This window comes from Shewanella sp. SM20 (genome assembly GCF_025654545.1).
GTDB lineage: Bacteria > Pseudomonadota > Gammaproteobacteria > Enterobacterales > Shewanellaceae > Shewanella > Shewanella oncorhynchi.
The window spans coordinates 160,021-186,256 of record NZ_JAKKRK010000003.1; the positions used below are offsets into that span (position 1 = coordinate 160,021).

Consider the following 26,236-nt stretch of genomic DNA (forward strand, 5'->3'; position numbering starts at 1 on the left):
TTGTAGCATAGCGTTATCCCATAAAAGACACAGGAAAACTCGATGCGCATTCATTGCATTATCCATGAAAGCTATGAAGGTCCAGGCTATTTTAGCGATTGGGCTGCAAGCAAAAACTACAGTATGAGCTTTAGCAGAATCTATCTAGATGAAGCTTTACCCGACAATAGTGATGGTTTTGATCTATTAATTATCCTCGGTGGCCCTCAGTCTCCCGCGACATGCAAAAACGATTGTCCATATTTTGATAGCCAAGCAGAACAAAGGTTTATCAGACAAGCTATCCAAAAAAATAAAGCCGTTGTGGGGGTTTGTCTTGGGGCACAGTTAATCGGTGAGTCATTAGGTGCCCGTTATCAAAAGAGTCCACATGCCGAGATTGGTTACTTTCCTATTGAACTGACTGCGGCAGGAAAAAGTGATATTAACCTTAAGACATTTTCGACCACTGAAGTGGTCGGCCACTGGCATAACGACATGCCTGGCCTCACTCCCGATTGCGAAGTGCTCGCCACAAGTGCAGCCTGCCCGCGGCAAATTGTACGTTACACAAATTTAGTTTTTGGATTTCAATGCCATCTTGAATTTATTAGTAGCCAATTAGCGCCATTAATTGCTCAAGAAAATGCTTTTTCTAGCATACAGAAAATGCCATATATTCAAAGCCCTGAATTCATACTGGGGCAATCAACGGCTAGGATGAATCAGTTACTGGGGCATTTTTTAGATAATCTAGTCCTAACCTATCAAGCCGTATAAAGTAAAAAGTGGCTCAAGCCAAAACAAAAACGCCAGCTAAGTTAGCTGGCGTTTTAGATTAATGAATCACGAATCGCTTATTGCAGATGACCTGCATTGTGCAATTCACGATCATCCTTTGCAGGCGGATTCCACTGATACATCCAAGTCTCAGACAATGGCTGACCATCGACCTCCAAATAGACTCTCAGGTTAATCGGCTCAGTACCATCTCCCGGGGGCACTACGTCAAACATAGCGCGGTAACCATTAATCGAGGCTAGAGGACGGGCAGATTCAATTTCCACTTTGCCTTCAGATGCTGTGATCACGGCTTTAACTTGGGTGTCTTTACCTATCATAGGTAAAGTTCCGCCCGCGAAATCAACCACAAAACGCTTACTGTAGTATTTGCGTTTCTGGCCAACTACGCCGCCAATCCCGGTGAAGGTATCGACAACCCGAGCACGGGGTGATTGAACCGGTGGAATGCCACCCCAGTACATATTGTAGCTGTACAGCAGCTCTTGACCAGGAACAATCGGCTCAGCAGGATTCCAGAAAGCCACTATGTTATCAAAGGTTTCATCCAGTGTTGGAATTTCAACCAACTGCACTGAACCTTTACCCCAACTGCTGGTTGGTTCAATCCATAGGCTTGGGCGTTTATCATAAAACACGCCGTCGTCCTGATAATGATCAAAGTTACGATCACGTTGCAGTAAGCCAAAACCTTTTGGATTTTCATCGCTATAGGCGTTGAATCGCAGGTTTTCAGGGTTACCTAGCGGACGCCAAATCCATTCACCATTCCCCGTGTGCATGGCTAAACCATCGGTATCATGGATTTCTGGACGCCAGTCATAACCGGTGCGGCGATCGTTCTCACCCACCATAAACATACTGGTCAGTGGCGCAACGCCTAAACGTTCAATCGCTTTACGTGGATAAACAGCCACATCCACTTTCATTTTTAAACGTTCACCCGGCTCGATATCGAAACGGTAAGCCCCCGTCACACTCGGAGAGTCTAACAAGGCATACACAGTGGTGATATTCGATCCTGGTTTAGGTTTTTCTAACCAGAAATTGGTGAACATTGGAAACTCTTCGGGTTTTGGCAGTGCAGTATCAACCGCTAAGCCACGAGCCGACAAACCGTACTGCATTTCTTGACCCACTGCGCGGAAATAACTAGCGCCAAGGAAGGCAACAATGTCACGCTGCCAATCGGTATTAAACTGCATACGGAAACCCGCAAAACCAAGATCCTTAGGCAACTGACTACCTTTGACCTTTGACTTGCCGTAATCGAACATTGAAGGTGAATACTCGATTAACTTAGCCTTCCCCTCATTTAGCTCATAAATATGAATAGGGGTATCAAAAAACAGCCCAAGATGGAACAGTTCGGCACGAAACTCCGAATCTTGATCGCGCCATAGTGCGGCTTTCTTCTTGAAGTGGAATTGTTGGTAATCATCCCAACTCATGCCCTGAAGGCTTTTAGGTAATTCGCCTTTATGACTCTCATAGGGTTGTGCAGCCATAGTACGGGCATAACCCTTAAGCCAAGCGTAACTAAACTCTTCACCTTCTTGTGGTGACGCCTGCTTACCTGCCGCACATGCTGAAAGACTCAACAATACGCTACAGGTTAACAATACGCCGCCAACCATACGCTGCAAACGGCCGCGACGAGAGGAAGATTGGGCTTCAATCGAGGGTAGTGTCACCCTCGATTCTTGATAAACGTTTCTTTGTTCGGGAAATAAATTGGGTTGCATAAGCAGACTCTGAATTGGTGTAACTTCCTGACACTTCCCTGCAAATCTGACTCAATTGCAGCGATGGCCCTGTGGAGAACTGTTGATGACAGAGGTAACAATACAGCGATCAGCAACAATTCGCCAGAATCTAGCATACTTTCTGTCGAATGGAATATGGCATGCTAGCTATTTTCAATCTTGAGGCCTATTTATGAAAATATGATTAAAAAATTCCGTTATTAACTGAATTTACGCCCATAAAAACCTCACTGCCAGCAAGAAGACCGTCGACTTAATACCTGAAGATAAAGTGCACCTTCGGCATAGGTTAACTATCTGCTCAGCGTGTTAACTCTAAGAGATAATACGCCAGCCCGCAAAATCGGTTTATGGCCTTAAAATCATACAAGTCGCCGTAGCAGTGGCGAGCAGTTTTCCATCCTGTGTTTTTAGCGTACCTTCCGAAATACCTAAAGACTTAGATAAATTGATCACCTTGCCCTCAGCCACTAACACTTGATGTTTAGGCACAGGTCGAATCATTTTAATATTCAAGTCGATAGTGCCGTAACCGACACCCGCTTCAAGCAATGTATGCACGGCGCAACCTGTAACCGAATCCAATACAGTCGCGGCAAAACCACCATGAACACCGCCCAATGGGTTGAGGTGCTTATCATCGGCAGTCGCATGGAATGTCACCGTTCCTTCGTCGGCTTGAACCAGCGACATTGGCATAGTGAGAGAGATAGAAGGTGCGGGTAATTCACCCCTTGCCATCGCCTGTAAAATGGCTAAACCCGACATTTGCTGAATATTCATATTCCACCTAAATTGATGAGCGTCAAAGCACATGAATAAAAATGACCGCTTAACCACTTTGGATTAGGCGATCATTTAACTGAAAATCCACTTAAACGCTCAGTCTGCATTAACCCCAGCTGCGCCTAAATTGGGCCAATCTACTACTAAAAAGACTAATAAATATAAGCTCAGCGAAGATCGAATCTATCTAAGTTCATCACCTTAGTCCAAGCGTCGATAAAATCATCGACAAATCGCAGCTGTGCATCACTACTCGCGTACACTTCTGCGAGTGCACGCAGCTGCGAATTAGAGCCAAAGATCAAATCAACACGACTTGCAGTCCACTTTTGCTGGCCACTGACGCGATCAACACCCACAAACATATCCTCCGCTTTAGAAGTGGGTTTCCACGTCGTCCCCATATCGAGCAAGTTAACAAAAAAGTCATTGGTCAAAAACTCAGGACGCGCAGTCAAGACACCTGTTTTTGACTGATCAGAGTTCGTATCTAACACCCGCAGACCGCCAATAAGCACTGTCATTTCCGGCGCAGTTAAGGTCAGCAATTGTGCCCTATCGACCAATAACTCCTCCGCCGAAACAGAAAACGGAGTGGGATGATAATTTCTAAAGCCATCTGCGACAGGTTCAAGTACCGCAAAAGATTCCACATCAGTTTGTGCTTGCGTGGCATCCATACGACCCGGCGTAAATGGAATCGTTACTTCAACCCCCGCATTTCTAGCCGCTTGGTCAATACCGACGCAGCCTGCTAGGACAATCAAGTCAGCAAGGGAGATTGTCTTACCTCCTTGATTGAACTCAGACTGAATACTCTCAAGCACTTTGAGCACCTTAGCGAGCTGCTCAGGCTGATTCACTGGCCAATCTTTTTGCGGCGCGAGTCGAATTCGAGCACCGTTCGCACCACCGCGCATATCAGAACCCCGGAAGGTCGATGCCGAGGCCCAAGCAGTGGCAACGACTTCTGAAATCGTTAATCCAGAACCAATAATCTTAAGTTTAAGATCAGTAACATCCTGCTCATTAACCAGAGGATGATCAACCGCAGGAATGGGGTCTTGCCAAAGAAACGTTTCTGCAGGCACTTCAGGACCCAAATAACGCGTGCATGGACCCATATCTCTGTGTGTCAGCTTGTACCAAGCTTTTGCAAATACATCGGCAAACTCATCGGGATTTTCAAAGAATCGACGTGATATTTTCTCGTAATCAGGATCGAAGATCAGTGCAAGGTCAGTGGTCAACATAGTCGGCACATGACGTTTTGAGGCGTCGTGCGCATCGGGGATCACCCATTTACCCGCGCCATTTTTAGGTATCCACTGATGGGCACCCGCAGGGCTCTTAGTCAGTTCCCATTCATATCCAAATAGATTTTCAAAAAAATTGTTACTCCATTGGGTTGGTGTTGAGGTCCAAGTCACTTCGAGGCCACTGGAAATAGTATCGCCACCTTTACCGCTTTTATAGCGACTCAACCAACCTAGCCCTTGCTGTTCAATACCTGCGGCTTCTGGCTCAGGTCCTACTAATGCTGCGTCACCTGCACCATGGGTTTTACCAAAAGTATGACCACCGGCAATCAAGGCTACGGTTTCTTCATCATTCATCGCCATGCGGGCAAAGGTTTCGCGGATATCTACGGCGGCAGCGAAAGGATCAGGGTCGCCATTGGGTCCCTCAGGGTTAACATAAATCAACCCCATTTGGACTGCGGCGAGGGGATCTTCAAGATCTCGCTCTCCCGAGTAACGCTTATCATCTAACCATTTATTTTCCGCACCCCAGTAAATATCAGCTTCGGGTTCCCAAATATCGACTCGCCCACCAGCAAAACCTAAGGTTTTGAATCCCATAGATTCCAGCGCGACATTCCCCGTAAGGATCATCAAATCGGCCCAAGAGATTTTATTGCCATATTTTTGTTTAATCGGCCAAAGGAGCCGGCGTGCTTTATCGAGGTTTACGTTATCAGGCCAGCTGTTTAACGGTGCAAAACGTTGATTACCGCTCCCCGCTCCGCCACGTCCATCACCGGTACGATAGGTGCCGGCACTGTGCCATGCCATACGAATAAATAGCGGCCCATAGTGGCCAAAATCTGCAGGCCACCAGTCCTGTGAATCCGTCATTAATGCGAGAAGATCTTGCTTTACAGCAGCTAAATTGAGGGATTTAAAGGCTTCAGCATAATTGAAGTCATCACCCAAAGGATTAGATAAGGAAGAGTGTTGGTGCAGAATATCGAGCCGGAGCTGTTTAGGCCACCAATCTCGATTCGAGGTGCCACCAGCAGAATGGTGCATAGGACATTTGTTCTCAGACATAACGTGCTCTCCTTCTGTTCGCAAAAAATATTCAAGTAAATAAAATCTAAATGACTTTTGCCGCAAGTTTGTACTGCTTAACGCTCTCTACCACAGACTAATCGTTTCAATAGAGAAACAAAAAACCAGTCTAACGACCTTACCTTACCTCTAGATGAAACGCGATGAATCAGCTCATTAAAAAATATTCAGCAAAAATTACCCTTTCTAAAATAAGCCATTAAAGGATAGTAGAATGATACCAATCATAAAAAATCAAGGGCTGCAAAATGCAGCCCTTGATTTTTATTGGGTAAAACTATGGGATAACTGACTATTTGACTTCTGCCACAGGTTTACGTCTATTGTGCGCAATGATCAGGGCAACTAAACAGATAACCCCGACAGCGATACCCACTGGCTGGCTCAAAGGTTGCGGTAAACCTAAGCCAATACCCGCAGTCATAATATAAGACACAGTAACGCTGGTGCCGCCAATTGCTGGTAAGCTAACAATCCAATGGAAGGTCCCACGATCGAACAAATACTTAGTCGCTAACCACAATACACTGGTTGATAGCAGCATATTTGAGAAAGCAAAGTAACGCCAAATCAAAGAGAAATCGATCTTCGTCATAAAGTACGCAATGGTCAGAATAGGCACAGCAACCAATAAACGATTACGCATACTTTGCGGAATATGGAAGGCATCGATAATCGTCAAACGCAGCGAACGAAATGCGGTATCACCAGAGGTGATAGGGAAGATAGCCACGGCCACAATCGCCATAATACCGCCCGCAACACCTAAATACGTAGTTGCCACTTGATTAACTACTAAACCTGGGCCACCTTGGTCGAGCAAACTCTTAAGCTCAACATAACCGCCAGGGAAAGCTGCAATACCCGCCGTTGCCCATACACAAGCAACGATACCTTCAGCAACCATAGCGCCATAATACACAGGGCGAACATACTTCTCATTCGTCAAGCAACGAGCCATGATGGGCGCTTGAGTTGAATGGAAACCGCTAATCGCACCACAGGTAATAGTCACAAATAACAGTGGCCAAACAGGTAGTCCATCTGGGTTTGGTTCGAGTAACTCGTTGTTGTAATGACTGTGGTCGAAATAGGCAAACACATCCCCCATTTCAGGTAACTGCGGCGCATTGATCATTAGAGCAACGGCGATAGAAACTGTCATGACTATCATCAACAAACCAAATGCGGGATATAATTTAGTGATGATTTTATCAATCGGCAACATAGTCGCTAAAAAGTAATAGACTAAAATCACTAACACCCAGAAGGTATTATTGCCAAAGATGGTGTCTTTAAAATAATCGAGATTACTCAGCAAACCTGCGGGGCTCATGATGAAGACCACGCCCACAAAAAACAGCAGCATAGCCGTAAACAGCAACATCACGCCTTTAAAGTAAATATTAAAGTAGTGGCCCGCAATCTCTGGCAGACTCTTACCGTCTTCTTTTATGCTGAGCACGCCAGAAAAATAATCATGTACTGCGCCGCCAATAATATTCCCCAGTACAATCCACACTAAGGCTATTGGGCCGTAAAGTGCACCGAGGATCGGGCCAAATATCGGCCCCACACCCGCGACATTGAGGAACTGGATCAGAAACGCTTTAGCCGGATGAACCGGAACGTAATCGACACCATCTTCGAATCTCGCCTGTGGCGTTATCGCTTTAGGATCTATACCCGCTTGCCGCTCAACAAAGGGACTATAGAACTTGTATGCAAGCACTAAGAGTGCGATACAAATAAAGAAAATTAACATTATTTAATTATCCATACTTTAGTAGGAGGTGATTTAATGGAGAGTTTCATTGAGTTAGTGACTGAGGTCAAGCAACACACTATTAGACTAATGTCGGGTTGATTATCTGAAACAGCCGTACGAGTGGGTATAGATGAACAAACGCGTTTAAAAATAATCCCTATGAAGTATTTATGCACTCAGTAATACAACCAACTATTTTGATGTATCCCAATTGCCTCTTCTTGAACTCTTTGCCCTAGGTATTCCTGCAAACCATCGCTATCGAAAATGAAATGAACACAGACAATATCGCATGTGACTGGCGGCGAGATGCTAGCAGCATAGACGAGTGTTTCGTGACATCCCAATATACAACCCCAAGTTAAAGACACTATCTACACTCACAAGCTAAACCCGCAATCTACACTACGATCGATAGCCACAACCTAAAGCTAACATGCCACTTGATGATGCTCATCTAGCCCATTTTTAGGTTACTAATGGTTCGACTTTATCACTCATTATTTTTAGCTATTTTAGAAAACAAAAAACCAGCCAAATGGCTGGTTTTTTAGGGGGTATTTCATCGTAGCGATGCTCAGGTCATACCTAAATCAATCACTGTAAACTTAACCTATTGCGACTTACAAAAAGTCGAGTGGCTAAACTAATACAACAAAATGTACCAACGAAATACCTTGTTCGACTGCATTACGCCTGTGGGCGCATAGCAGGGAACAGGATCACATCACGGATAGTATGAGTATTAGTGAATAACATCACTAAACGGTCGATACCAATACCTTGACCTGCCGTGGGTGGCAAACCGTGTTCCAGTGCAGTGATATAGTCTGCATCGTAGAACATAGCTTCATCGTCACCTGCATCTTTCGCGTCAACCTGTGCTTTAAAGCGGTTGTCTTGATCTTCAGCATCGTTCAGCTCACTAAAGCCGTTAGCCACTTCGCGGCCACCGATGAAGAATTCGAAACGGTCAGTGATGAAATGGTTGTCATCATTACGACGTGCCAATGGTGAAATATCCGCTGGGTAGCCAGTGATGAACGTTGGTTGCATCAATTGCCATTCAGCAGTTTCACCGAAGATTTCTTCAAGCAGCTGACCACAAGTCCAGAATTTCTCAATCTTCATACCTAAGCTTTTCGCCAAATCGCGCATGAATTCAACATCTTTCACTTGCTCATAGGTCATCGCTTGGATAGTCGCGTTATCAGGATTGTACTTCTGAATCGCTTCTAACATGCTTAAACGTGCGTATGGGCCGCCGAAATCGACTGTGTGCTCGCCGTAGGGCATTTGCGCACTGCCGAGCAGTTCGATAGCAATCGAGCTGAGCATTTCTTCGGTGAGGTCCATCAGATCTTTGTAGTCTGCATAAGCCATATAGAATTCCATCATAGTGAATTCTGGGTTATGACGTGGCGACAGACCTTCGTTACGGAAGTTACGGTTGATTTCGAACACACGCTCAAAACCACCGACCACTAAACGCTTCAGATATAATTCTGGCGCGATACGCAGATACATTGGCATGTCTAAGGCGTTGTGATGGGTGATAAAAGGACGCGCCGAAGCACCACCAGGGATCACGTGCATCATAGGGGTTTCAACTTCCATGAACTCTTTTTTGATCATGAAGTTACGAATTGCAGAAACCACTTTAGAACGCATGATGAAGGCATTGCGCGAATCTTCGTTAACGATGAGATCCACGTAACGTTGACGGTAACGCATTTCTTGATCGGCTAGACCATAATAATCCGCAGGCAATGGACGCAGTGCCTTGGTCAGTAGCTCGTACTGTTCCATGTTGACGTATAAGTCGCCTTTGCCAGACAAATGCAGTTGGCCGGTTACGCCTATGATGTCACCGATATCCAGACCTTGAAAACGCTCTTTCAAATCAGCTTGTACGCTTTTTTCAGCGTAAGCTTGAATACGGCCAGACACGTCTTGGATCACTAAGAAAGGACCACGTTTTGCCATGATGCGGCCAGCAATGCTGGTCTTAAAACCTAAGGCTTCGAGTTCTTCTTTAGTGCTTTGACCATACTGTGCTTGCAGTTCAGCCGCTTTATGGGTGCGACGGAAGGTATTTGGATGGGCATTAGCACTACAGTTTGGGCGGATGCTTTCTAGCTTGGCACGGCGCTCGGCGATCAGTTTGTTCTCATCAATTACTTGTTCAGTCATCTTATTTCTCGTCTATACCTTGAATTAATTACAGCCCAGATTTCAAACTGGCTTCGATAAACTTATCCAGATCGCCATCGAGTACCGCTTGAGTATTGCGGGTTTCAACGCCTGTGCGTAAGTCTTTAATGCGGGCATCGTCTAATACATAAGAGCGAATTTGACTGCCCCAGCCGATATCAGACTTAGCGTCTTCTGCGGCCTGCTTGTCGGCATTTTGCTTGAGCATTTCTAACTCAAACAGTTTTGCTTTCAGCTGCTTCATCGCAGCATCTTTATTTTTATGCTGTGAACGGTCGTTCTGGCACTGCACAACGGTATTCGTCGGTAAGTGGGTAATACGAATCGCCGATTCCGTTTTGTTAACGTGCTGACCACCCGCGCCCGATGCGCGATAAGTGTCAATACGTAGATCCGATGGGTTGATATCAATCGTGATATCGTCATCGATTTCTGGATAAACGAACACAGAGCAGAATGACGTATGACGACGACCCGATGAATCGAATGGCGACTTACGAACTAAACGGTGCACGCCAGTCTCAGTGCGTAACCAACCGAACGCATATTCGCCAGTAAACTTAATGGTCGCACCTTTAATACCGGCCACGTCACCATCGGTCACTTCCATCAACTCAGGGCTAAAGCCATGGGCTTCGCCCCAACGTAGGTACATACGCAGCACCATGTTGGCCCAATCTTGGGCTTCGGTACCACCACTACCAGACTGAATGTCTAAATAACAGTTTGACGCATCTTGCGGGCCGGAGAACATACGACGGAATTCAAGATCGGCAAGGCGGCTTTCGAGATAATCCAGCTCTTTACTGGTTTCATTGAAGGTATCTTCGTCTTCCTCTTCAATAGCCAGCTCGAGTAAGCCTTCAACATCTTCAAGACCTGAGTCCATATCGTCTATGGTTTTGACCACAGCTTCTAGGCTGGCGCGCTCTTTGCCTAAGGCTTGGGCGCGCTCTGGGTCGTTCCACACTTCTGAACTTTCAAGCTCACGGGTAACTTCTTCTAGACGCTCATTTTTGGCATCGTAGTCAAAGATACCCCCTAAGAAGCTCCGTGCGCTCGGCAAGCTCCTTAATTTTGAATTTTACTGGATTAACTTCAAACATGAGTTTTCAACTTTCTTTATTTGGCCGCTTTAATTGATCTTCCACTAAAAGGGGCGATGATTAACAGTATTTGCAACCGCGCATTTTAACCTAACCAGACTGGTAAACCTAGGGGTGCACTGTTCATTAAATGGGATAACAAGGATTATTTTCCAAGCTAAAAGACCACAGCACTAAAGCCGAGACTAACAAAAAGCAATGAGTTAAGACTGTGATCTTACTTAAATTTAGCCAAGAATTTAGCCAAGATGATGCTATGCGCGAGGCCAATGGCTGACACACAAGCGCTCTCCTGCCTAAAAAATCCCCATAATATCAAAGGAAACACAACTAAAAAGGCCTGATAACACCAACCCCATCACGACTAAATTAGAACAAACATTCACCAGCGCACAGTCTGGGCGTGTTTGTGATTCAAGCTGCAATTTTGCAGCAAACTTCACTCGCCCATAAGCGTCTTCTAAAGCTGTCTAGGTATACTCGAAACAACCTAAGCCTGCAGCCCCGCGCTATAGCAGCTAAGCACCCTACATATAAAAAGGCCATGGGATGATAGAACTTCGAATTGATGACCAAGTGTTGTCGGTTAATCCGACCGATAACCTACTGCAAGTGGCGCATGCTGCTGGCATAGCAATACCCAGCTTATGTGATCCCAGCGCAGCCTCGCAGCAATTAGGCATTCACGAATATGCAGACAAGCAAGCCTGCAATTTGTGTGTCGTCCAGATTGAGAATTCCGACGCCAGTTTGCGCTGCGTACGCGCCTGTGAAACGTCCGCCACAGTCGGCATGCGAGTCATAACTCAGTCTGAATTCTTAAGTCAAAAACGCAAACAAGCGCTGACTGAGATCTTGAGCGATCATTTTGCTGATTGCGAAGCCCCCTGCCAACAAGCATGCCCCGCGGGCGTCGATGTGCAGAGTTACCTGTATCACATAGCCCAAGGCAACCATACTGAAGCCGTTAAAGTCATTAAACAAACCTTGCCACTGCCGCTATCTATTGGCCGAGTTTGCCCCGCTTTTTGTGAGGCACAATGTCGCCGTGGGCTAGTCGATGAGCCCATCGCTATTCGTCAATTAAAACGCCACGCCGCTGATCTCGATCTCGCCGATGGCGAAAAGGGCGGCACGAGTTATGTGCCGCCACGCCAAACCGACACGGGCAAAAAAGTTGCCATTATCGGTGCGGGTCCAGCTGGGTTAAGTGCCGGATATTACTTATCAAACCAAGGCCATAGCGTAGAGGTATTCGAATCTATGCCACAGGCGGGTGGTTGGCTACGTTATGGTATTCCTGAGTATCGTTTACCTAAGGCGATACTCGATAAAGAAATCGAACTCTTGTGCCATAACGGGGTAACCATACACACAGAAACACGTCTCGGTCACGAGATACATTTAAATCAATTAGTTGAAGATTTTGATGCCGTCTGTCTCGCCATTGGCGCCCAAAAAGCTGTGCCTATGGATTATCCCGGCAGCACACTCGCGGGTTGCTACTTAGGTGTCGATTACTTAAAAGATCATTGTCTCGAAAAGACACTTGTTTTAGGTAAGAAAGTCGCGGTCATTGGTGGTGGCAATACCGCTATTGATTGCGCCCGCACAGCGGTGCGTGAAGGTTGCGATGTCACCCTAATTTACCGTCGCACCCGCGCCGAAATGCCCGCCGAAGCTTACGAGGTACATGAGGCCGAAGTCGAAGGGGTGAAGTTTCATTTTTTAACCAATCCGCTTGAAAACCATAGCGATGTGCAAGGTAGAGTCCATGCAGTCACCTTCGCTAAGATGGCACTCGGCGAAGCCGATGCCTCTGGCAGACGCGCTCCCGTTGATACTGGTGAAACCTTTACTCAAGATTTCGACACTGTGATAGCCGCAGTATCACAAACTCCCGATATGAGTTTTATGCAAGATCCCGCGAGCCACTTAAGCAATGGTGAACTCGCTCTCAGCCGCTGGAATACCTTTATTGGCTGCGAGCACACTATGTCGTCCGGGGTTGAAAAACTCTTTGTGGTGGGGGATGCACGCCGAGGCCCTGCTACCGCAGTCGCCGCGATAGGCGACGGCAATAAAGCCGCAATTGCCATAGATAAATTGCTCAAACAAGGCCTAAGTTGCGAGCTGCATGCCACTGAATTTAATTCATCAAAAGCAGTCGGTAACACAATAAAACAAGGCTTGCCAACTACCGAACTCTACCCCTCTGTCGCACGTAAAGCCCGTTTAACCATGCCCGAATTGAACGCGGTGCAACGTTTACTCAATTACGGCGAAGTCGAGCTAGGCTTTGCTCCCGATGCCGCCATGCAAGAAGCTGCTCGCTGCCTCGAATGCGCCTGCCAAGCCAATACGGATTGTAAATTAAGGGACTATGCGACCGACTACCATGTCGAACCTAAGTCACTCAGCACTCAAAGCGTGCGTAAGTTTTCGGTCGATAAATCGAGTCCGTTCATTCAATTTGATGCAAATCGTTGTATTAGCTGCGGTAAGTGCGTTGATGTGTGCCAGTTGCAGAGTGGCCATTGTGCGATTCAATTTGCCCATGATTCCTATCAAGCGCTGCCGCAAGATATAAGTGAAACCGCCACGCGCCGCGCACCGAGAGTCGGCTTTAGCGCTAGCATGGCCGACAGCAAATGTGTGCAATGCGGCAACTGTGTGCAGGTTTGCCCAACGGGTGCACTCGTCGATGCGCGGGATAAACGCCAAGGCGATGAAACGCCACTCAAAACCACATCAACGATTTGTACCTATTGCGGCGTAGGCTGTCGGCTTGACCTTAAAATCGATACCAGCACGAATCAGATCCGTCATATCGAGGGCAATGAAGAGTCTGTGGTAAACCAAGGCATGTTGTGTGTGAAAGGCCGGTTTGGTTTCGATTTTATTCACAGTGAAAAACGCCTCACCACGCCACTCATTCGTAAAAATGGCCAGCTCACGCCAAGTAGTTGGCCTGAAGCCATCGCCTATGTGGCCGAACATTTACAGCAAATAAAACAGCAACATGGCAGCAATGCACTGGCAAGCTTGGCCTCGGCAAAAGCCACCAATGAAGAAAACTTCCTGCTGCAAAAATTTGTCAGAAGCATACTCGGCACCAATAACATCGACCATTGCGCCCGTCTGTGCCATTCATCCACAGTCACAGGGCTACAGCAAAGTATCGGCAGTGGTGCCATGACCAATGACATTCCGAGCATTCAAGCATCGGATGTGATTTTTATCATAGGCTCAGACACCAGCAGTGCTCACCCGATCATCGCCTCGAAAATTAAGCAAGCCGTGGCTTTACATGGCGCGAGACTAATGGTGGCCGACCCTAAACGTGTCGCCATTGCCGACAGTGCACAGCTTTATGTCGCCCACAGACCCGGCACAGACGTCATGCTACTCAATGCGATTATGGCGGAAATCATCCGTAATGACTGGCAGGATAAAAGCTACATTGCCGCACGCACCGAAGGCGTGGATGCTCTCTATGCTGAACTCAAAAAAGTAGATTACAGCCTAGAAAATGCAGCCTTGATAACAGGCGTTAAAGCCGAAGATATCGCCCGCATCGCCCAAACCATAGGAACGGCCGACAAAACCGCAGTCTACTATGCCATGGGCATTACCCAGCACACGACGGGACACGACAATGTCACCGCCATATCTAATCTACAACTTCTATGCGGCAATATTGGAGTTGAAGGAGCGGGGATTAATCCACTGCGGGGACAAAGTAATGTGCAAGGTGCCTGTGACATGGGCGCACTGCCTAACTTCTTCAGTGGTTACCAAAAAGTCACCGACATTCATGCCAGAATGCGTTTCGAGGCACATTGGCAAACGCCGTTATCGGGAGAAATTGGCGTGACCGCAACCCATATGATGCATGATATTTCCAAAGGGAAAATCAAGGCTTTATATGTAATGGGCGAAAACCCCGTATTAAGCGACCCAGATCAAGCCCATGTGCTTAGGGCGCTTAATGCAATCGACTTTTTAGTGGTGCAGGATATCTTTCTCACCGAAACCGCCGAGCTTGCCGACGTGGTTCTGCCCGCCGCAGCCTTTGTCGAAAAACGCGGTCATTTCACTAATACTGAACGACGAGTGCAGCGACTCGAACAAGCCCTGCAACCGCCAGGTGAAGCCCTGCCAGATTGGCAAATTATCCAAGCCATTGCCAATGCGATGGGCGCCGCTTGGGATTACCCTAATGAAGAAGCGATTTGGCAGGAAATCAATGAGCTGACACCACAATATCGCGGCATTACTTGGCAACGATTAAGCATTGGAGTTGACGGTAAAATTTCCCAAGGCATTCAATGGCCTTGCCCAGATGAAGCTCATCCAGGTACTCCCATTATGCACCAAGGCCAATTCACCCGCGGCTTAGGTAAGTTCACGCCAGTGAGTTATCGCTTACCCGCAGAAATGCCCTGCAGTGAGTACCCGCTCACCCTCTCGACCGGACGTTTACTGGAACAGTTCCACACTGGCACCCTAACCCGTAAAACGGCTGGACTCGACTTACTCGGCTCGCCTAAGGTAATGATTTCAGTCTATGACGCCGAGCAACTCGGCATAGGCAATGGCGATAAAATAAAACTTACTACCCGTCGTGGTGAAATTGAAATCGACGCTTTTGTGACGAAAAGAGCCCAAGCTGGCGTGCTATTCCTGCCCTTCCACTTTGTGGAAGCTGCGGCGAATAAACTTACCATCAATGCGCTCGATCCTGTCGCTTTTATCCCAGAATATAAGGTCTGCTCGGTAAGGGTTGAGCGGGTTGCCGAGAAAATTGATTAGAATGAACTGACTAGGCTGGATTGACTAAAGTAAATGAATTAAGTGCTCTTCAAAAAGATAAATAAGCCAAATAAAACGGGAGACCTTAAGTCTCCCGTTTTTTTATTTAGATTGATGTAATTAAATCCTAAACTGTCCCACTAATTTACCTAAGTTAATACCTTCCTCTGATACCGTCAGACTCACTCTGGCCGCATCTTCGCTGGAGTGCAGTAGCTCATTCACAATCTCTTGGATGGCATACACGTTGCGGTTAATTTCTTCGGTTACTGAGCTTTGCTCTGTCGCCGCTGCCGCAATTTGGGTACTCATATCATTAATCGCAGTCACAGCCGAAGTCACTGACCCCAGACTGTCTGAAATCGTGCGAGAAGAATCTACTGAACGCACGCAGCTCTGTTGACTCTCTTCCATGGCTTTCACGGCTTGGGTCACTAGCTTATGCAGTGCCGATAACATCTCGTTGATTTCTAACGTGCTGGCTTGAGTTCGACTGGCTAAATTACGCACCTCGTCGGCGACCACAGCAAATCCACGGCCCTGTTCACCAGCACGGGCCGCTTCGATGGCGGCGTTCAATGCCAATAGGTTAGTTTGCTCGGCAATACCACCAATGACAGAAAGCACGCTGTTGATCTTCTGCGATTGCTCGCTGAGTGACTTTATACTGCCCGCCGCATTATTGATTTGCGACATTAAAGACGCAATCTCCTCAAGCGAAGCATCAACACAACGCTGTGCATTCGCTACATCACCAGTAGCAGCGTGAGTCGCTTCGGCTACTTGAGTGGTATTCTTAGCCACTTCGTTCGCAGTGGAGGACATCTCAGTGATTGCAGTCACCACCTGATCGGTTTCATTGTTATGACTCACCAACTGGCTCGACATGACTTTAGTTTGATCATGAATCGCATTGGCTGCCGTTTTTACTTTAGCCGTCGCAGTCGCGACATCGCCGATAATATGCTGAAGTTTATCGACAAAGAGGTTAAAGGAGCGCCCAAGTTGGGCAATTTCGTCTTCACCTTTTACGGTAAGTCGTTTGGTTAAATCCCCTTCGCCCTTAGCAATATCATTTAAGTTATCGGCCATATTCTTGATTGGCACGACCATACGGTGGGCGGCAATCATAATGATAAAGCCAGTAATACCCGTAAGGAAAAGCGCTATCAGCAAAATCGCGAAGGATTTTTCTGCCATTTGCTCAGTCACTGTCTCGCGATAATCTTCAACAACAGCTTCAATATCATCGATATATGCCCCAGTACCTAACATCCAGTCAGTACCAGGGATCATCATGACGTAACTGATTTTTTCAATCTGCTCATTAGTATTAGGTTTTTGATAGTAGTAGGAAAAACTACCATCGCCACGTTTAGCGGCATCGAGCAGACCGACAATAATTTTAGTGCCTCGGGGATCTGTCATATCTATTTTATTTTGCCCTTCTAAGCTAGGAAGTAGGGCATGGAAAATATTTTTCCCTTGAGAGTCATACATGAAGAAGTAACCCGCACTGCCAAAACGTATGTCTCTTAGCGCTTGATTCACATTCCCTTGTTCTTTTAACGATAATTGGTAATTCACTATACCAGCGGCAATTTCGGTAGCTTCTTTGATTTGTTGTTTACGTTCACCGACGAGCTTAGATCTAAAGGTAACCACCTCATCGGCAAGCGCATCTTGCTCAACATAATAAGAAACCGACATCAACACCAATAATGCGAGGATCAAAGGAAACAGCGACAGCAATAATAATTTATTGCGCAAACTCAACTTAGACATACTTGAATGCTCCAAAGGATTACAACTTGTATCTTCGGAGTATAGCTAAGATTGTTGTATTTCTATGCGCTTAAAGTAACAAAATCTTAATCTTGCTCAATAAACATTCGATTAATAACGACTCAGTTCAAAGCATATTAAGCAGCACACCACATACACTAAAGCCTAATACCAGTTGTAGCATAGGTGGTTTAAATAACTTTAATGCACCAAAACCGAGCAATACCAAGGCCATATCTTTACCTGAGAATACCGCCTGAGAAAACACGGGTTGATAAAGTGCTGCGGCAAGTAAGCCAACAACACAGGCATTCACTCCCGCTATCGCGCCAGCAATTTTTGGTCTTGCGGCAATCGCATGCCAACTTTTCAACCCCACCAGCATGAGTAAAAAACCGGGTAAGAAAATGGCTGCGGTTGCGATGCAAGCTCCCATGAAGGGCTTATCTAACATCACTTCAGCGCCTAAAAAGGTCGCAAAGGTAAACATAGGTCCTGGCACTGCTTGGGCAAAGGCATAACCTGTCAGAAAACGATCGCCACCTATGGTATCACCCACCGCAGTTTCCAACAGAGGTAGCACAACATGACCACCACCAAATACTAAGCTCCCTACGCGATAAAACTCACCGAAGATCCAAGCTTCAGATCCTAAATCCACGATAAAAAAACTGCCGATGAGCAACACGAAAAAGAGCAACAAATAGAAGTAATTCAATCGAATCGGTGCCAGCGCTACTGTGTCATCTTGGCTCGCACTCAATTTATAGATGCCGATAGTGGCGGCGCCGAGTAACAAGAGGATTTGCGTCAACATAGATGGCGCAATCAAAATTGCCGCAGCACTGACTAACATTAATAGGCGTGCGGATTTGCGTTGGCAGAACTGTTTAAACATGGCGAGAACGGCATCGGCAACCACAACGACGGCCATTAACTTAAGCCCATAAATCATCCCTTGAACATAATGATTGGCGAGCCAGGCCGACGTTGTTACCGCCAGTAAGTACATCAAAATAAAGGAAGGTAGTGTAAAACCGGCAAAAGCAGCAAGCGCGCCAACAAGCCCGCCTCTTTGATAACCAATGGCAAAGCCCACTTGGCTCGACCCTGGCCCCGGCATAAATTGGCTTAAGGCAACCAGACTGGCGTAACGCTTATCATCGAGCCAACCGAGTTCATTTACGAAGGTCTGGCGAAAATAACCAATGTGCGCCGCAGGTCCGCCAAAACTCATCAAGCCCAAGGTAAAAAAGCGTAGGAAAATCTGTAGCATAAATCGCCGCCCATCAATGCATAAAGTGCTGAAGATTATGCCACTAAAAAGACACTTTGATGAAGTTTCACGCGAGCAGCACAGATAAAAGTATTGCAAAGACTCCACATGGTAGAGTCCTTATGATTGTTTGAGCGGACTTCAAGAGTCGTAAAGCGAGTGAACACAAATGCTTAGTGATAAATTGATGAGCTAAAAAATTAATCCTTCACCAACATAGCTAAGACTTCAAAATGATCCGTGTGGGGGAATAAATCGAATAACTGTACTTTAGTTAAGTGATAGCCTTGAATATGTTCGAGATCTTTCGCTAAGGTTTTGGGATTACAGCTTGAATAGAGAATCGCCTTAGGGGCAAACTCGCTTAAAGACTGACATAGTGCCTCGCCAATACCGCGCCTCGGCGGATTAACTATGATCAAATCCGGCTTATCGGCAGCGCTTTTACCCTTAGCAAAATCGGTGGAATCGAGCGCCATAAATTGTACGTTTTCGAGCCCCATCATCTGCGCTGACATTTGCGCGCAGGCAATCGCTTCAGCTTCAATTTCAATCCCTGTGAGGGTAATGTCTTTGGATGCACAGTGCAGTCCGAAACCGCCTACACCACAGAAGAGATCCCATAACGAATGAGGTGAAAACTCGGCAACCCATTCACGGGCCGTTTGATATAACTGAGCCGCAACGTGTGGATTGGTTTGGAAAAAGCTCTTAGGCCGAATAAACAAAGGCACATGATTAAAACGTTCTTCAAGCCTAGTATTCTCAGTTAAGAAAATCTCTTCATCACCCTCAAGTATTGCCATATGAACCGGTTGGATATTGACTGACACCACTTTTATTTGCGGATATTCAGCTAATAATGCAGGTAATTCACGTTCGATACGTTCGATACTATTGGTGGACCGCAGTACAAACCGCAGTAGATATTCACCACGCACTTGACTGCGGGTCAGCAGAATAAATTTAAGTTCACCCTTGGCTCTATCTACCCGATAAGGAGGAAGTCCAGCCTGCTGCACAAAGCGTGTTAAGCGATGTAATAAATCTTGCATATCAGATGGATATAAAAGGCAGTCGCAAAGATCTACCGCCTCGCCACTTGGGCTCACAATCCCCAACACAGGCGCATGGGCGGCGCCTAAGGCCACCATTTTAGCTTTATTACGAAAGCCGCTGTCCTCCCCAATTACCGGCAGCTGAAAAATATCGGGCAAATTAGCTGGGATAAAAGGCGCGAGTAGTTGCTGTAAAATTTGAGTCTTAACCGCCACTTGCTGCACCATAGGTTGTTGTATATGCTGGCAAGAAAGGCACTGACCTTGGTTAAAATAACCACATTGCTTGGCGGTATTTACAATAGCAGCATTCACGGCAGATCCTAGATATCAGTAAAAAAGCGCCACACTGTAGCGGTTTTACAGGTAAAAATCACCTTGAAGCATATTCAAATCAGCATCAAGTGCATAATTCACGGCGCACTCAAGATAGGGTAAGTTTATCAACATCAGCAATAGACTGCCGCTTACCTATGGCCTTTTCAATCCATTCAAGCACTTCGGCTGAGGTACTGCGAAACGTCGTTAACTTACCGCCATATAAACTGAGTATTCGCGGATGGGAAATTGATGTTTTCATCAAGGTATCCCGCGGTCGCTCAAAGGCTTGGCTATTTTGCTTAGGTAAAACCCGAATACCGCAGAAGGTTTGGGTAATTAAAGCCTTAAGTTCATCAATCTCCGGCGTTAGCGGGAAGTAATGCTTATAAATACCAAGCAGATAATTAATTTCAGACTCGGTCGCTTGGGGCGGCTTATCTAAAGAGGTTAATTCAGTTTCTGTGGTGCCGACTAAGGTTTGACCATACCAAGGCATCACAAATATTACCCGTTTATCGAAGCATGACTCTAAGTACAAGATACCATCGGGCGCAGGAATATCCAGTAACACATGGGCGCCTTGCACCCAATCGAGTTCAACACCCGCAAGTGGGGGCAAGACTTTGCTTAAAACAGCATTTACCCAAGGACCTGCAGCATTAATCACAAGCTTCGCTTCGGCTTTATGGATTTCGCCCCTGTGGCTAAAACTCAGCTCACAGGTCTCGCGCTTGTGTTCCAACTCAAGAAATTCAGCCTCGGCATACACTTCAGCGCCCAGTGCCTGTGCGCTACGCGCCACCGCTTGAGTTAATAGTTTATCGTCGGTCTGCGCATCCCAGTACTGAAATACGGCTTTTAATCCAGAGAGTTTTAATCCCTTGAAACGATGCCAATGCACAGCAGGTACTGACACAAATTGGCCTAAAGGATCAAATTCACTCAGCAGTACATACATACTCAGTCCTGCGCGAATGGTCCAAGGACTGCGCAGACTGTTGTCGTACACGGGAATATAAAAGGGCACAGCTTTAACAAGTGATGGCGCAAGATTGAGTAAATGTCGCCTTTCAAGCAATGACTTACGGACTAAATTAATTTGTCCGGTTTCTAAATAGCGTAAACCACCGTGGATAAGCTTGCTGGAATTCGCTGAGGTTTGGCCGCCAATTTCGCCCTTTTCAATCAGCAAGGTGGAATAGCCCGCTGCTGCCGCATATTGGGCAATGCCAACACCGCTGATCCCACCGCCAATAATGGCTACATCGAAACAGGCCATAACTCACTCTCGCTAACCTTCAATAGACGACTGACCCGCTGAGCCTCAAGCATACAACTCATTACGCTCAGTCGAACCGCTAATAAGCGTTAATATGTCAATAAGTTAATCTTAGATCAAATCTCGACGATAAGAGTTTAATCAATACTGGCATGTAATTGCTTAAGTGCTTGATCGCACATAGTCTTTAAGGCTTTTAGTTCGCTCGCCTCGCCGCCGACTTTGCAACGCATCAAATGGGGAATTTCACTTGCCTGTGTTTTGAGGGAAAGTCCTGCAGGCGTTAAGGCCAGCACTCTCACGCGTTCATCCTGCTCGCTACGCCCGCGAGTCACTAATCCTTTAGATTCTAGCCGCTTCAGCAATGGCGTTAACGTGCCTGAATCGAGGAAAAGTTTATCGCCTAAGGTTTTGACACTAATCCCCTGCTCTTCCCATAGCACTAGCATGACTAAGTACTGCGGATAGGTTAGATCTAATTTGTCCAACAAAGGCCGATAGGCACGCACCATAGCATTTGCAGCACTATAAAGTGAGAAGCACACTTGATTCTCAAGACATAAGGCATTCTCTGTGCTGGTATTTTCTGCCATATCGACAGGATTAACACGGGTGTTGGGTTGAGTTGTTGCCATAGGAAGATCCGACAAATTAAATATATTGCGCACAATATACTTGCATTCACACCAAAGATCGAATTATAGTTTATCACAATTTAATTGCGCGCAATTTAAATCGATTTACTTAATCCTTAACCTCAGAAGGTCTAATACTATGAAAACACTTTATGAAACACGTGCCACAGCAAAAGCGGGTCGTCAAGGTCAAGTCAGCACTGATGATGGTTTACTTGATGTCGCTTTAGCCTATCCAAAAGCCATGGGCGGTAGCGGTCTCGCCACGAATCCTGAACAACTGTTTGCCGCAGGTTATGCCGCCTGTTTCTCAAACGCCATTCTGCACGTCGCAAAAATCGGCAAAGTGGATATTACCGAAGCGCCAGTCAGTGCAGTTGTTGGGATTGGTGCCAATGACGCCGGTGGTTTTGCATTAGCGGTTGCCTTAGAAGTCAGCTTAGATTTACCGCAAGAAGCCGCAGAAGCCCTAGTGCGTCATGCGCATCAAGTTTGTCCGTACTCGAACGCCACGCGCAATAATATCGACGTGAAACTTAGCGTAAATGGCGTAACGTTAGGCTAACCATAACCCATCATCGACACCTGTTGATAACGTCAGAAATAGAGCACCCTCGGGTGCTTTATTCTTTATTAGCCAATAACGACTCAAGCTGAGAGTGAGTGTGCATCACACCATTTCACAGGGAGATAAACTGGTTTCAGTTCCCAAAAAATTATTATTCGCGAGTTAACTAACACTTCTTAATATCTAATTTAATCAAAATGATTGATTTAAGTAGAGTAAGAGATAATCGAACCGTTTGACGATACTTAAACCCACTCTCTGTGGGAGGCGCTATGACAAAATATCTATCGAAATTATCTCTCTTTTGCTCGCTATTATTCCTCTTTGCCTTTTCTATCCCGAGCTGGGCCGAGACAACACCCTCAAGCTCAGCGGATCGAACGTGGCATTATGCGAATGATCAGGGTGAGCTCAAAATTAAGCTGTATTTCTTTTGGTCAAAAACCTGTCCGCACTGTGCAGAGGCCCATCCCTTCATTGATTCATTACCGCAAAAATACCCTTGGATAGAACTCGAATCCCATAGGGTGTCAGATCCCGGCGTGCAGGATATTTGGCAAAATATCGCCTCCAAAACCAGTACAGAAGCACGCTCAGTACCCTATATGGCAAGTTGTGAAAAGGCCATTGTGGGATATTCAAGTGAAGCGGTAACGGGTGAATTTTTAGTCAATCGACTGAAGAATTGTTATTTATCCCTTGGCGGTAAACTGAGCGACGCTGACCTCCCCACTAAAGGAGCCACCAGCACAACCACAAGCGCTCAAACAGATGCACCGCTCTTTGGCACTTGTGGCACAGATACTGGTGAAGGCACCTGTGATGCCACCAGCTTAAGCGAGTCCGTTGCAGAGCCTGAAGTTCAACCCGTTGAATTACCTTTAGTGGGAGTAGTGACACCTGAGACTATGTCTCTGCCGTTACTCACCTTAGTGCTCGCAGGTGTCGATGCTTTTAACCCTTGTGCCTTCTTTGTGTTGCTATTTTTACTGTCGATAATGGTTAATGCCAAGAGTCGCAGCCGCATGTTACTCGTCGGCGGGATTTTCGTATTCTTCTCCGGCTTTATTTATTTCCTGTTTATGACGGCATGGCTAAACATCTTCCAACTGCTGGGGGCAGGCAGTGATGGCGGTATGATCATTTTAGCGGCGGGTTGTTTAGCTTTGATCGCAGGAGCCATCAATATCAAAGATTACTTCTTTACTAAGGGAGAAGTGACACTATCGATGTCGGCAGAAAATCGTACGAGTCTAATAAAACGCATGGGGAAACTATCCAATTCCAGTAACTTAGGCGCGTTACTCATAGGTTCTACCGTATTAGCTATCCTCGCCAATGCCTATGAGTTACTTTGCACCGCAGGCTTCCCAATGATCTACACCAGTGTGCTATCTATGCACAATCTGCCAGACATTGAACGCTATATGTATTTGGTTTTATACAATATTGTATATGTGATCCCGCTGGCTATTATTGTTATCGTTTTCAGTGCGACCTTAGGCAAACGTAAGTTAACCGAAAAAGAAGGCCAAACCCTGAAACTTATGTCAGGCGTGATGATGTTGGGGATGGGTATCGCACTGGTTATTGACCCAACAGCACTGCAAAATGTGAGTCTGGCACTCGGATTGATTTTAGGCTCACTAGGCGTTACAGCAATAATTGTCATCGGCCGAAAACTGCTCACGGCCAAGGTAAAATAATTGCAGATTGGCAAATTCATGTGTAACGACTAAAGTTAACCGTGGGTTTGCCGATAAAGGGATCCAGCTTACAATTGAGGTTAGTTATGTCAATTTCACTGAATACACAAGCTATCGCACCGAATCTAGAAAATGGTGCAATTGGCGTTAAGGTTGCTCAGTTAGCAAAAGAGCAGCAAAAAGCCGAAGGTAAAATCGCGGTAGATTTAATTGCAGCTGCGGCGCCAAAACCCGTAGGCAATGCAGGCCACAACATCAACACCACGGCCTAATTGTTAGCAATACAAAATCAAAAAAAGCGCTCTGATTATCAGGGCGCTTTTTTGTTATTTTCTCTAAAACGTCAGGCGAATTTAAGAAAAAGCGTTACCATTCACGTGCATAATAGTGAATGTCCACACCACAAACGCCAGTGGGATATGCACTAAGGCATAGAAACACTGATCGAGTCGCCCCATTCCTTTTGCTAACAAAATCAAATATAAGTGTAATCCAATCACCAAAGGAAATAGCGCTAACAGCGGATAGAGTGCGACAGGGTTTGCATCGGAAAATAAGCTGTGACTGAATAAAGCCCACGCCACCATAAAGGCGGTCGTCAACGGCGGCGTTGCAATGCGATATTGCTCTGGATAGGGAAACATCCTACGACCTCTGAGTCTCAATCAATAAATTTACGTTGTAGGTTTTCGCGCAATCAACTGGGCTTTATAACTGCTTTGAGTGGACTGCGGATCACATAATCGACCTTCAAAGTAATGTAAAGATTGCCAGTTAGCAAACACTGATTTGAGTTCATTTTCAGTAAGTAAGAAATCTGGGTTGCGTGGCCGACCTATCTGCGCCTGTTGCATTGTAAAGGTTTCATAGACGATAAGGCCTGTGCTCTTAACCGCCCTAGCAATTTGTGGCAGTAATGGGCGATGCAGATAATTAAATACTAAGACAATATCGTACTCTTCAACCGGCAATAATGGTCCTGCCTCTGCTTCTAAATCCCTTTGTAATTTGTAAGCATTAGCCTGATCAATGTGTGACATGGCTGACAAATCTCGATCGATAAAAGTCACTTCAGCCCCTTGCGCTAAAAACCACAAACCATTACGCCCAGAACCGCAAGCGAGATCGAGCACCTTAAGTCCATCGAAGCAACTCAAGTCTAAGTTAGACACAGATGGATTAGGCCAAGCGAACTCTGTGATTAACGCGGCAGGCGTTAAAGTTGACGTATGGGTTACAGACATATCAATTAGCCCTTAATTTCTTTTTTCGAGTCAATTTGCCGACGATGCACAATAGAATAATGCCTGAGCCCTGCAGGACCATGGGACACGATCACTGACAAAAAAAGTATCACGATTAACAGCTCAGGTTTGTAATGAGCCAGCGGCACAAACAGGCCAAGCAAGCCTATTTTTACTAAAGTTAACACTCCCTTAAGCTGGATCAGCCAGCGCCAATCCCTTACGATTTCCCATAACATTAATATGCTGCCCGTCGTCATCGCGAGATACCAATAACTCAACCATTGCACTTTATTTACATCTAATAAAATGCCACCACCAACACCAACGATCCCTAAAATATGTAATGCTCTTAAACTGGTTTTACTCAAACGTTGAAACCAAAAACGTTTTTCTGATATGCCTTGTTTGTGCATTACAACCCCTTAAGAATCAATTGCGTAACATTTAATTAAAATGATAATATAATTTTATACAATAAAGGCTTTTGAAATAACATTATTTATAGAATATATAAAAATAAATAAGCCATCACCTCCCCCTGTGTCAGGATTGTTGTCACCCCTTAAAATCATCCAATAATTAAATAAAGGGGGCGGTCAATGAGAGCTCAATGGAACGATATTCACCTGAACGTAAAGACGCTGTCTTAAAGAAATTATTACCTCCCCACAATATGACGGTCACGGAAGTGGCTCGCAGTGAGGGGATCTCCTACCAAACCCTGTATCATTGGCGAGATAAAGCCAAAAAAGAGGGTCGCCCTGTGCCAGGT

General features: G+C 46.0%; 20 protein-coding genes. 6 read left to right on the plus strand and 14 right to left on the minus strand.

Annotated elements, in window-relative coordinates:
* Window positions 1-42 precede the first annotated feature (42 nt).
* Entirely contained in the window at window positions 43-759 is a 717-nt protein-coding gene (locus L5M18_RS02620) for a type 1 glutamine amidotransferase (RefSeq protein ID WP_263176837.1), read from the plus strand.
* 77 nt (window positions 760-836) lie between these two features.
* Here L5M18_RS02620 and L5M18_RS02625 read toward each other — a convergent pair whose 3' ends face one another.
* The 6 genes from L5M18_RS02625 to prfB form a co-directional block, all read right to left on the minus strand.
* On the minus strand, window positions 837-2,525 hold the full coding sequence (locus L5M18_RS02625; protein ID WP_131524680.1) for a glucan biosynthesis protein: 1,689 nt from the start codon (window positions 2,523-2,525) through the stop codon (window positions 837-839).
* A 369-nt stretch (window positions 2,526-2,894) separates the two neighbouring features.
* Window positions 2,895-3,329: a PaaI family thioesterase gene (locus tag L5M18_RS02630; protein WP_028761608.1), complete on the minus strand. Its 435-nt coding sequence runs from the start codon at window positions 3,327-3,329 to the stop codon at window positions 2,895-2,897.
* Between the two features lie 170 nt (window positions 3,330-3,499).
* Window positions 3,500-5,665, minus strand: coding sequence for a catalase/peroxidase HPI (katG, locus tag L5M18_RS02635; RefSeq protein WP_263195880.1), 2,166 nt, complete (start codon window positions 5,663-5,665; stop codon window positions 3,500-3,502).
* A 313-nt stretch (window positions 5,666-5,978) separates the two neighbouring features.
* Entirely contained in the window at window positions 5,979-7,451 is a 1,473-nt protein-coding gene (locus L5M18_RS02640) for a carbon starvation protein A (protein ID WP_105250058.1), read from the minus strand.
* 693 nt (window positions 7,452-8,144) lie between these two features.
* Window positions 8,145-9,647, minus strand: a complete 1,503-nt coding sequence (gene lysS / locus L5M18_RS02645; RefSeq protein ID WP_168824901.1) for a lysine--tRNA ligase — start codon at window positions 9,645-9,647, stop codon at window positions 8,145-8,147.
* 28 nt (window positions 9,648-9,675) lie between these two features.
* Window positions 9,676-10,774 (minus strand): peptide chain release factor 2 gene (prfB, locus tag L5M18_RS02650; protein WP_168824900.1). Its coding sequence is split into 2 segments (ribosomal slippage): window positions 9,676-10,698 and window positions 10,700-10,774, totalling 1,098 coding nucleotides; the frame shifts between segments, so codons are not numbered across the junction.
* Window positions 10,775-11,323: 549 nt separating this feature from the next.
* Between prfB and fdhF the strand changes: the two genes are divergently transcribed.
* Window positions 11,324-15,589 carry a formate dehydrogenase subunit alpha gene (gene fdhF, locus L5M18_RS02655; RefSeq protein WP_263195881.1) on the plus strand — a complete coding sequence of 1,422 codons (4,266 nt, stop codon included), beginning with the start codon at window positions 11,324-11,326 and terminating at the stop codon, window positions 15,587-15,589.
* Between the two features lie 120 nt (window positions 15,590-15,709).
* Here fdhF and L5M18_RS02660 read toward each other — a convergent pair whose 3' ends face one another.
* The 5 genes from L5M18_RS02660 to L5M18_RS02680 form a co-directional block, all read right to left on the minus strand.
* Complete coding sequence (locus L5M18_RS02660) at window positions 15,710-17,374, minus strand: methyl-accepting chemotaxis protein (protein WP_263195882.1); 1,665 nt, start codon at window positions 17,372-17,374, stop codon at window positions 15,710-15,712.
* Between the two features lie 127 nt (window positions 17,375-17,501).
* On the minus strand, window positions 17,502-18,650 hold the full coding sequence (gene chrA, locus L5M18_RS02665) for a chromate efflux transporter (protein ID WP_263195883.1): 1,149 nt from the start codon (window positions 18,648-18,650) through the stop codon (window positions 17,502-17,504).
* Between the two features lie 200 nt (window positions 18,651-18,850).
* Complete coding sequence (rlmC, locus tag L5M18_RS02670) at window positions 18,851-20,023, minus strand: 23S rRNA (uracil(747)-C(5))-methyltransferase RlmC (RefSeq protein WP_263195884.1); 1,173 nt, start codon at window positions 20,021-20,023, stop codon at window positions 18,851-18,853.
* A gap of 109 nt (window positions 20,024-20,132) precedes the next feature.
* A complete protein-coding gene (locus L5M18_RS02675) occupies window positions 20,133-21,308 on the minus strand; it encodes a glycerol-3-phosphate dehydrogenase/oxidase (RefSeq protein WP_263195885.1) in 1,176 nt (391 codons plus the stop codon).
* Between the two features lie 137 nt (window positions 21,309-21,445).
* Complete coding sequence (locus tag L5M18_RS02680) at window positions 21,446-21,943, minus strand: MarR family winged helix-turn-helix transcriptional regulator (protein WP_263195886.1); 498 nt, start codon at window positions 21,941-21,943, stop codon at window positions 21,446-21,448.
* Between the two features lie 139 nt (window positions 21,944-22,082).
* On the opposite strand from L5M18_RS02680, the gene L5M18_RS02685 reads away from it, so the two are divergent.
* From L5M18_RS02685 to L5M18_RS02695, 3 genes are all read left to right on the plus strand, one after another.
* Window positions 22,083-22,508, plus strand: coding sequence for an organic hydroperoxide resistance protein (locus L5M18_RS02685; protein ID WP_263183275.1), 426 nt, complete (start codon window positions 22,083-22,085; stop codon window positions 22,506-22,508).
* Between the two features lie 275 nt (window positions 22,509-22,783).
* Window positions 22,784-24,217, plus strand: a complete 1,434-nt coding sequence (locus L5M18_RS02690) for a cytochrome C biosynthesis protein (RefSeq protein ID WP_263195887.1) — start codon at window positions 22,784-22,786, stop codon at window positions 24,215-24,217.
* A gap of 86 nt (window positions 24,218-24,303) precedes the next feature.
* Entirely contained in the window at window positions 24,304-24,489 is a 186-nt protein-coding gene (locus tag L5M18_RS02695) for a hypothetical protein (RefSeq protein ID WP_028759392.1), read from the plus strand.
* Between the two features lie 81 nt (window positions 24,490-24,570).
* Here L5M18_RS02695 and L5M18_RS02700 read toward each other — a convergent pair whose 3' ends face one another.
* From L5M18_RS02700 to L5M18_RS02710, 3 genes are read right to left on the minus strand one after another with little or no spacing between them, the layout of a single operon-like run.
* Entirely contained in the window at window positions 24,571-24,861 is a 291-nt protein-coding gene (locus tag L5M18_RS02700; protein WP_105250069.1) for a hypothetical protein, read from the minus strand.
* A 30-nt stretch (window positions 24,862-24,891) separates the two neighbouring features.
* The gene (locus L5M18_RS02705) at window positions 24,892-25,461 is read right to left on the minus strand and encodes a class I SAM-dependent methyltransferase (RefSeq protein ID WP_263195888.1); all 570 of its coding nucleotides are present in this window, start codon (window positions 25,459-25,461) and stop codon (window positions 24,892-24,894) included.
* Window positions 25,462-25,466: 5 nt separating this feature from the next.
* Window positions 25,467-25,877, minus strand: coding sequence for a hypothetical protein (locus tag L5M18_RS02710; protein WP_113939830.1), 411 nt, complete (start codon window positions 25,875-25,877; stop codon window positions 25,467-25,469).
* A gap of 197 nt (window positions 25,878-26,074) precedes the next feature.
* Between L5M18_RS02710 and L5M18_RS02715 the strand changes: the two genes are divergently transcribed.
* Window positions 26,075-26,236: transposase (locus L5M18_RS02715; RefSeq protein WP_263195891.1), on the plus strand; the 162-nt coding region annotated here is incomplete at its 3' end.